The 8,960-nt window shown below is 54.6% G+C and carries 7 protein-coding genes; 4 read left to right on the forward strand and 3 right to left on the reverse strand.

Translation table 11 applies throughout. The features are described 5' to 3' along the window. Positions 1-138: 138 nt before the first annotated feature. Positions 139-1,128, reverse strand: coding sequence for a 2-hydroxyacid dehydrogenase (locus M987_RS16075; protein WP_014070160.1), 990 nt, complete (start codon positions 1,126-1,128; stop codon positions 139-141). A 438-nt stretch (positions 1,129-1,566) separates the two neighbouring features. Here M987_RS16075 and M987_RS16080 point away from each other — a divergent pair, with 438 nt between their 5' ends. The 3 genes from M987_RS16080 to M987_RS16090 are packed head-to-tail and all read left to right on the forward strand — an operon-like array spanning position 1,567 to position 4,725. Further along, positions 1,567-4,209, forward strand: a complete 2,643-nt coding sequence (locus M987_RS16080; RefSeq protein WP_014070161.1) for a YdbH family protein — start codon at positions 1,567-1,569, stop codon at positions 4,207-4,209. Further along, positions 4,206-4,397, forward strand: coding sequence for a YnbE family lipoprotein (locus M987_RS16085; protein ID WP_014070162.1), 192 nt, complete (start codon positions 4,206-4,208; stop codon positions 4,395-4,397). Before M987_RS16080 ends, M987_RS16085 begins: the two co-directional genes overlap by 4 nt. Before the next feature lie 7 nt (positions 4,398-4,404). Next, positions 4,405-4,725 carry a YdbL family probable chaperone protein gene (locus M987_RS16090; protein ID WP_014070163.1) on the forward strand — a complete coding sequence of 107 codons (321 nt, stop codon included), beginning with the start codon at positions 4,405-4,407 and terminating at the stop codon, positions 4,723-4,725. On the opposite strand, the gene feaR is transcribed toward M987_RS16090, so the two are convergent. After that, on the reverse strand, positions 4,726-5,634 hold the full coding sequence (gene feaR, locus M987_RS16095) for a transcriptional regulator FeaR (protein WP_014070164.1): 909 nt from the start codon (positions 5,632-5,634) through the stop codon (positions 4,726-4,728). It lies immediately after the preceding gene. 241 nt (positions 5,635-5,875) lie between these two features. Here feaR and M987_RS16100 point away from each other — a divergent pair, with 241 nt between their 5' ends. Then, the gene (locus M987_RS16100) at positions 5,876-7,375 is read left to right on the forward strand and encodes an aldehyde dehydrogenase family protein (RefSeq protein WP_014070165.1); all 1,500 of its coding nucleotides are present in this window, start codon (positions 5,876-5,878) and stop codon (positions 7,373-7,375) included. 55 nt (positions 7,376-7,430) lie between these two features. On the opposite strand, the gene M987_RS16105 is transcribed toward M987_RS16100, so the two are convergent. Beyond that, positions 7,431-8,537, reverse strand: a complete 1,107-nt coding sequence (locus M987_RS16105) for a GGDEF domain-containing protein (RefSeq protein ID WP_014070166.1) — start codon at positions 8,535-8,537, stop codon at positions 7,431-7,433. Positions 8,538-8,960 lie beyond the last annotated feature (423 nt).

The following is an 8,960-nucleotide window of genomic DNA, read 5'->3' on the forward strand; positions in this document are numbered from 1 at the left end:
AGGTAGCAGGAAAGTCTGAGTGAACGGAACGATGCCACTAAAATAACAGAGTGGCTTCATACCGCTTAACTGACTGGCATTACAACCCATAGGTTGCCGTTTGTTTGTTTCACGCTATCGCCAACTGGCATCGCAAACTTAAGCCAGTTCGTTCGAACAGACTTCACCCTTTTCCAGCTGCTGCAAATTTCCCAGCGTGGTTTCTGAAATGCTGATCAGCGCCTCGGCAGTCAGGAACGCCTGGTGCCCGGTGAACAACACGTTATGACAGGCGGACAGACGACGGAACACGTCATCCTGAATAACGTCGTTAGACTTGTCTTCAAAGAACAGATCGCGTTCGTTCTCGTAAACGTCCATGCCCAGTGCGCCAATCTTCTGGGTTTTCAACGCTTCGATAGCCGCCTGCGAGTCAATCAGACCACCACGGCTGGTGTTGATGATCATCACGCCGTCTTTCATCTGGTCAAACGCTGTCTGGTTAAGCAGGTGATAGTTTTCCGGCGTCAGCGGACAGTGCAGGGAAATCACGTCAGACTGTGAAAAGAGCGTTGGCAGATCGACATATTCCACGCCCAGCTCCAGCGCGGCTGCACTTGGGTACGGATCAAATGCCAGCAGACGCATCCCAAAGCCTTTCAGAATGCGCAGAGCAGCAACACCGATTTTACCGGTACCAATCACGCCAGCGGTTTTGCCGTACATGGTGAAACCGGTCAGGCCTTCCAGAGAGAAGTTTGCATCACGGGTACGTTGATAAGCGCGGTGAATACGACGGTTCAGCGACATCATCATCCCGATAGCGTGTTCAGCAACGGCTTCCGGGGAGTAAGCCGGAACGCGAACGACCTTCAGACCCAACTCCTTCGCGGCATCAAGATCCACGTTGTTAAAGCCCGCGCAGCGCAGGGCGATATACTTCACGCCATGCCTTTTCAGCTCTTCCAGAACCGGGCGGCTACCGTCGTCATTCACAAAGATACAGACGCCTTCACAACCGTTAGCTGTTTTGGCCGTTTTTTCATTCAGCAGAAAGTCGAAAAATTCAAGTTCGAATCCGTAAGCCTCGTTAACATGTTGCAGATACTTTTTGTCGTACTGCTTTGTGCTATATACCGCGAGTTTCATAAGACTTTCTCCAGTGATTTTGCATTCACGTTAGCATGATTAAAATAATCTTACAATTTATAAAATATTATTGAATTCAATAAGTTCTATGGATAATTCTAGAGCATCTGTGGGCAATAACCCCAGGGGATTCAAACGACAGGGTTTTCTTTCGTTGATAATTTGTACAGGGATTATCACCAGCAATGATTAAACAATACCCTCAGCAGGGTTTACCCCCCCACAGGCGACTCTTCACACGGGAACCAGCACCAGGCATAAACTAACAAATTGAATAACAGGCATATTGTCGATTTGTTACGTATTAATAATTTTACCTAAGCCCGAAGGTGCATCTATCCTAAAGAGTGGCGTTCTCTTCAACTGACTGGCGAAACATGCGACAATGATCGGCACTGTCGGCTTATTTTTTTCGATAAATCAGGATATTAACTGCCCATGAAGGGTAAATACAAAGCCGCGCTCGCGCTTCTACTGCTGATGATACTTTTGCCGCTGACGCTGCTGATGACGCTCGCCCAGTGGGTGCCCACGCTTGCCGGAGTCTGGCTACCTGTGGGTACACGTATCGCCTTTGAAACCAGCCCCCGCCTGACCCGGCATTCGATCGTTATTCCGGATCTTCGTTATCTGGTTGAAGACTGTGAAATTGCCAGAGTCGAAAACGCGACACTGTCACATCCGAGCCGCTGGAAGCTGGATATCGGCGCGCTGGATCTCAATACCGCCTGTCTGAGCAAATTACCGCAAACCGCGCCGTCAACGGCCGCGCCCAAAACGCTGGCGCAGTGGCAAGCGCTGCTCCCCAATACCTGGATTAGTGTCCACCGGCTGACGCTCTCTCCCTGGCAGCAATGGCAGGGTGAGCTCAAGGCGTCGCTAACGCCAGCCGTACAGGAGCTGAGCTATAAGGGCGAGCAGGTCAACCTGCAGGGCAAACTGCGCGGGCAAACGCTGACCATCAGCCAGTTTGAGGCTCATCTGCCGGATTACCCGCAGCCTGTGTCGCTGGTGGGTGAATTCACCTTACCCCTGGTGCCTGACGGCGTGCCGGTGAAAGGCCATGCGGTAGCAACCTTTAATGTGCCGCAGCTTTCCTCGCTGGTGGACGCAGACCTGGACTGGGAACAAAACCAGGGGCAGCTGGTTGTGATGTCGCGCGATAACCCCGACCCGCTTCTCGACCTGCCGTGGACAATTACGTCGCAGCAGCTGTCCATCAGCGATGGTCGCTGGAACTGGCTCCTCTCCGGGATGCCGCTGAGCGGGCGCATTGGTCTGAATATCGATAACTGGCAGCAGGGGCTGGAGAAGGCCACTCTCTCAGGCCGCCTTAACGTGCTGACGAAGGGCGATGCGGGCAAAGGTAACGCCGTGCTGATCATCGGGCCGGGTAAGCTCAGTATGGAAAACAGCGATATGCCGCTGCACCTGAGCGGTGAAGCCAAACAAAACGATCTGATCCTCTACGCCATGCTGCCGGCAAAACTGACCGGAAGCCTGAGCGACCCGCAGCTGGCGTTCGAACCCGGGGCGTTACTGCGTTCACGTGGGCGGGTAATTAACTCCCTGAATATTGATGAAATTCGCTGGCCATTAGCCGGTGTCAAACTCACCCAGAAGGGCGTAGACGGCCGTTTACAGGCCATTTTGCGCGCCCACGAAAATGAAATGGGGGATTTTGAACTGCATCTGGATGGCCAGGCCAATGACTTCCTGCCCGATAACGGCCTGTGGCGCTGGCGCTACTGGGGGAAAGGGAACTTCACGCCAATGAACGCGCGCTGGGATGTAGCCGGTAAAGGGGAATGGCGCGATAACGTTATCGAGCTTACCGATTTGTCGACGGGATTCGACAAACTTCAGTATGGAACGATGCTGGTCACCACGCCGCGTCTGGTGCTGGATAAACCGGTGCGCTGGTTACGCGATCCGGCTAACCCTCAGTTCAGCGGCGCGCTGTCGCTGAATGCCGGACAAACCACGTTTTCCGGCGGCAGCGTGCTTCCGCCATCGGTGCTGACCTTTAGCGTGGAGGGCAACGACCCGACGATTTTCCAGTACAAAGGATCGCTGCATGCAGGGGCAATTGGCCCCGTGCAGGTGAATGGTCGCTGGGATGGTGAACGCCTGCGCGGTCAGGCCTGGTGGCCGAAACAGTCCCTCACCGTGTTCCAGCCGCTTCTTCCGCCAGACTGGAAAATGACGCTGCGTGACGGCAATCTCTATGCGCAGGTGGCGTTCTCTGCCGCCGCGGGGCAAGGCTTTGAAGCCGGCGGGCATGGGGTACTGAAATCCGGCAGCGCCTGGATGCCGGACAATCAGATCAACGGCGTCGATTTTGTGCTGCCGTTCCGCTTTAGCGAAGGCACCTGGTCACTTGGCACTCGCGGGCCGGTCACGTTAAGAATTGGTGAAGTGGTTAACCTGATCACTGCGCGTAATATCACGGCGGATTTGCAGGGTGACTACCCGTGGAGCGAAGACAATCCACTGCTGTTAACCAACGTCAGCGTCGACGCGCTTGGTGGCAAAATCACCATGCAACAACTGCGAATGCCGCAGCACGATCCGGCTCTGCTGCGGGTGAATAATATTTCCTCCAGCGAACTTATCAGCGCGGTAAACCCGAAGCAGTTTGCGATGTCCGGCCCGGTAAGCGGGGCGTTGCCTTTCTGGCTGGACAACGAAAAATGGATAATCAAGGACGGCTGGTTAACCAACCCCGGCCCGATGACGCTGCGTATCGACAAAGATACGGCCGATGCCATTGTGAACGATAATATGGTTGCGGGGGCGGCAATTAACTGGCTCCGTTATATGGAAATTTCGCGCTCGTGGACGAGAATCAATTTAGATAATCTGGGTGAATTAACCATGCAGGCCACGATCAGTGGAACCAGCCGTGTGGACGGGAAAAGCAGTACCGTCCACCTTAATTACACCCATGACGAGAACGTCTTTACCCTCTGGCGCAGTCTGCGTTTTGGGGACAATCTGCAAACATGGTTTGAGCAACACGCGGCATTACCGAATACCAGCCGCAGTTCGACAGGCAAGGAAAGTGAGGAACAACAATGAAAAAGATGGCAGGTGTACTCACCGTGGCCGTTGTCGCGTTGCTGACAGGCTGTACGCCGCGTATTGAAGTTGCGGCGCCAAAAGAGCCAATTACCATCAATATGAACGTGAAAATTGAGCATGAGATCCATATCAAGGTCGATAAAGACGTCGAAACTTTGCTGAAATCGCGCAGCGATCTGTTCTGAGGACGCCATGAAACGAACATTAGCTCTTATTTTACTGGCGCTGGGCATGAACGTGCAGGCTGCAACACTCACCCTGAATGAGGCGCGGGCGCAGGGGCGCGTGGGTGAAACGCTGAGCGGCTATATCGCTCCACTGCGTCAGGATGCAGAAACCCTGGCGCTGGTGAATCAAATCAATGCCGCGCGGACTGAAAGCTATCAGAAACTGGCCGACAGCAACAACCTGCCGGTGGATGAAGTGGCGAAAATGGCCGGTCAAAAGCTGGTTGCCCGGGCGCAGCCGGGTGAATACGTGAAGGGCATTAACGGTAAATGGCTGAAAAAGTAGTTAGCGGCAACGCTTACGATACTCGCCAGGCGACACGCCAAAACGCTGCTTAAACGCCGTTGAAAAGTGGCTATGGTCAGCAAATCCCCAGCTATAGCCAATCCCCGCCAGCTTTTCATCATCGCTGGCGGCACGTAACACCTGCGCGCACAGGTCAAGACGGCGGTTTTTAATATACTGCGCCACCACCAGCCCTTTATCGGCAAACATCCGGTACAGACTGCGCACCGACATCCCGCTTTCAGTGGCGATCCATTCCGGGCGTAAAGCTTCAGACTGAATATGGTCGTCAATCAGGGACAATACGTTCTGGAACTGACGCTCTTTGCGTGGCTGGACCGATTCGCGCTGCTGAAATGCCGGGCGCAGCAGGCAAACCATGGCTTCCAGCGCCGCCTCACTTTCTAAATCGCTCAGGTCGGCGTTGCCCATGCTCTCCTGCAACAGGCGATGGCTCAGCTGCACCGTTGGCAGGCTGCGCGACAGGGTAAGCGCACAGCTAACCTCCTGGAAACGGCACTGTTGCTCAATAATCTGACGGGGAACGAGCAGCGAAATCTGGCGGGATTTTTCCTGCCAGTAAATCGAGCAGGGGCGTGAAGCATCAATCAGGGTGATATCACCCGTGTTAAGAATGGAGCGGCGATCGTCCTGTTCCAGTTCAGCACTGCCTTCAAGCTGAAATACGGTATAAAACCAGGCATCGTTGCCGTTTTTAATCTCCTGACGGGTACGAAACAGGTTCACACCACCGGCGGTAACAGTGCTTAATTTCAGGCTACGGGCATAGCTGGTTTCCAGTTCGCCAATGAACTCACCCTCTAACGGGCGAGCGTCAAAACGCCCACACACCTGGTTAATTTGCGCCAGCCACTGCTGATACTTTTCCTGCTCGCTTGCACACGCCATCGTTTATCTCGCTGCACTTTCAATGTTTTCGCATTGTTGCATTTGTGTTGCATTTTGTCAGAGCCATGAGGCTGACTATAGGAAAGAACACTCACCGGGAACAGTGGTATAAGCGGGAATTATCATGTTTTGCGGAGCCTGTCACAGGTGGCAAAGCGAATGTCACAGAGACAAAAGCGGGAATGCAAAACGCCTCTTAGACTGCAATGACACCCTGCGAATAATAACGAAGGAGTACCCTATGTCTGAATCACAGGTCGCAGTCCTGCCAGGCGTACAGCAGTTTTTAGATAGACATCATGGACTGTGGATTGAAGGCCGTCAGGCTGCGTCCGACAGTGAAAAACGCCTGAACGTGTTTAACCCGGCAACCGGTGAAGTCATTGCCTCAACCGCCGATGCCAGCGTAGCGGATGTCGATCGCGCGGTGATGTCCGGCTGGCGTGCCTTTGTGGCCCGCAGCTGGGCAGGAAAACTGCCTGCCGAACGCGAGCGTATCCTGCTGCGTTTTGCCGATTTGGTCGAACAACACAGCGAGGAGCTGGCACAGCTTGAAACCCTGGAGCAGGGCAAATCCATCAACATTTCCCGCGCCTTTGAAGTGGGATGTACCCTGAACTGGATGCGCTATACCGCCGGGCTGACCACTAAAATTGCGGGCAAAACGCTCGACCTTTCTATTCCGTTGCCACAGGGCGCGCGCTATCAGGCCTGGACGCGCAAAGAGCCGGTGGGTGTGGTTGCCGGGATTGTGCCGTGGAACTTCCCGCTGATGATTGGCATGTGGAAAGTGATGCCAGCGCTGGCGGCAGGGTGCTCGATTGTGATCAAACCGTCCGAAACCACGCCGCTGACCATGCTGCGTGTGGCGGAGCTGGCAAGCGAAGCGGGCATTCCTGATGGCGTGTTTAACGTGGTGACCGGCAGCGGAGCCGTGTGTGGCGCGGCGTTAACCTCTCATCCGCATATTGCCAAAGTCAGCTTTACCGGCTCCACGGCGACGGGCAAACAGATTGCCCGCACCGCCGCAGATACGCTGACGGGCGTGACCCTGGAGCTGGGCGGTAAAAATCCGGCCATCGTCCTGAAAGATGCCGACCCGGCCTGGGTGATTGAAGGGCTGATAACCGGCAGCTTCCTCAACCAGGGGCAGGTGTGTGCGGCAAGCTCGCGTATTTATATTGAAGCACCACTGTTCGACACCCTGGTGAGCGGTTTTGAGCAGGCGGTTAAATCCCTGAGCGTTGGCCCGGGTATGTCGCAACAGGCGTTTATTAACCCGCTGGTGTCACGTGCTCACTGCGACAAAGTTCAGACATTCCTTGATGAAGCGAAGTCGCGCAATGCGGAGCTTATCACCGGTAACCGTGGACCGGATGGGCAAGGCTATTATGTATCGCCAACGCTTGTGGTGAACCCGGATGCGGGCCTGCGCCTGACGCGTGAAGAGGTGTTTGGCCCGGTGGTTAACCTGGTCCGCGTGGCTGATGGTGAAGAGGCATTACAGCTGGCGAACGATACGGAATACGGGCTGACGGCAAGCGTCTGGACTCAGAATATGAGTAAAGCGCTGGAGTACACCGACCGACTCCAGGCAGGCACCGTGTGGGTGAACAGCCATACGCTTATCGACGCTAACCTGCCGTTTGGCGGCATGAAGCAGTCGGGCACCGGGCGCGATTTCGGCCCGGACTGGCTGGATGGCTGGTGTGAGACGAAGTCGGTATGTGTGCGGTATTAATAAACTTTTTTAGGTTTTGTTGGCCGGGTAAGGCGTAGCCGCCACCCGGCATTTTTTAATGCGCCCACCGGTCCCGCCCTGCCTCTTTCGCCCGGTACAGCGCCGCGTCGGCGCGGGCGATAATCTCCGTCCCGGCCAGACCCTCCTCCATGGCCGCAATGCCCATGCTGACGGTAACCACGCCGCTCACTTTCGAAGCACTGTGCGGGATTGCCGCCGCACGTAGCCCGTCCTGAACGCGTACTGCAACCTGTTCTGCCATGTTTTCAGGGCAGTCGAACAGGATCACCACAAACTCCTCGCCACCATAACGAGACACAACATCGTGCGGCGTACGCACCGATTTTTTCAACACCTGCGCCACGCGCGTCAGGCAGTCATCACCGGCCTGGTGGCCGTAAGTGTCGTTATAAAGCTTAAAATAATCGACATCGAGCATAATCAGTGAGAAGGCTTTGTTCTGATCAACCGCGTTCTCCAGCACAGTTTCCATCGCCCGCCGGTTTGCCGTCTGGGTTAAGGCATCCAGATGCGCCAGCGCGTCGAGCCGCAGAATTAAACGCTGGTTCTGCTGGTTACGCCGCCAGGCCTCTTCGAACCAGCTCAACAGGATATAGCGCCCGCAGATCAGGATAAGGGTAAACACAAGCCAGATGACGGCAAAGCGTAGGTTAACGCCCTGGTTCAGGGCGATACTCGAAACGGGCAGGCTAAGCCACAGCGGTATGACAAAAGCCAACAGCCCTGAAGGGTAAAAATAGAGTGCCGTCATGCCGGCTAAAAGCAGCACAACGAAGATGGGCCACGCGTGAGGAAGCTGCACGATGGCGATTAACAGATACCCGCAGAGTGCCCACAGCAAGCTGCAAATAAACAACACAATGCTGATCCCGGCGATATGTCGCCAGGCCATGATCAGCAGGGCCGCCGAAATAATGATGATCCCCAGCATTGAGGTGTCCACCATCAGCGCCAGATGTTGCGTCGTTCGAAGCAGAGTGTCGACATCACCAAACAATACATTGCGCAGCAGGAGCATGAGCGCGAAGCTCACGTTCACAAATGCCAGCCACGGCAGGTTCATTGCCAGGCCGTGACGCACCATCGATTTACGCGTAGGCCAGGTGGCAAGATCGGGCGTTGTGTTTTGTCTTTTTTCCATAGCGGCCAGTGTCCCCATCCAAAGGGAGAAAGTGAAAATAGCGGGCGGGCAGTACCGCTCGTTTATACGTTACGGTGTCACAATGCTAAGTCTGAATTCAAGGTTATCTAAATATTGCGGAATAGTACCCGGTTTGACCGTGTAGCAAGAGATAAAAAAAAGAAGACAAGAATAACTATAATCGGGGGAATGCGTTCGGCAACTGACTGAATGGAAAAGAAACAAAAAAGCCGGGTTTGGTGCCCTAATGTCAGTCAGTTAAGCGATATTAAGCCACTCTGTTATTTTAGTGGCATCGTTCCGTTCACTCAGACTTTCATGCTACCTGTATAATCCGCTGCGGTGAACGTGTTAAGGGGGCTATCGCGCCCCCTTAACAATCCCGTCTCCCGGCCATGAAAATCGCCGCTTCGCGGTTCCCTC

The sequence above is a fragment of the Enterobacter soli ATCC BAA-2102 genome (genome assembly GCF_001654845.1).
Taxonomy (GTDB): domain Bacteria; phylum Pseudomonadota; class Gammaproteobacteria; order Enterobacterales; family Enterobacteriaceae; genus Enterobacter; species Enterobacter soli.

Coding starts and splice junctions, on each gene's coding strand:
- M987_RS16075 (WP_014070160.1), bottom strand. CDS start 1,128: ATGAAACTCGCGGTATATAGCACAAAGCAGTACGACAAAAAGTATCTG.
- M987_RS16080 (WP_014070161.1), top strand. CDS start 1,567: ATGAAGGGTAAATACAAAGCCGCGCTCGCGCTTCTACTGCTGATGATA.
- M987_RS16085 (WP_014070162.1), top strand. CDS start 4,206: ATGAAAAAGATGGCAGGTGTACTCACCGTGGCCGTTGTCGCGTTGCTG.
- M987_RS16090 (WP_014070163.1), top strand. CDS start 4,405: ATGAAACGAACATTAGCTCTTATTTTACTGGCGCTGGGCATGAACGTG.
- feaR (WP_014070164.1), bottom strand. CDS start 5,634: ATGGCGTGTGCAAGCGAGCAGGAAAAGTATCAGCAGTGGCTGGCGCAA.
- M987_RS16100 (WP_014070165.1), top strand. CDS start 5,876: ATGTCTGAATCACAGGTCGCAGTCCTGCCAGGCGTACAGCAGTTTTTA.
- M987_RS16105 (WP_014070166.1), bottom strand. CDS start 8,537: ATGGAAAAAAGACAAAACACAACGCCCGATCTTGCCACCTGGCCTACG.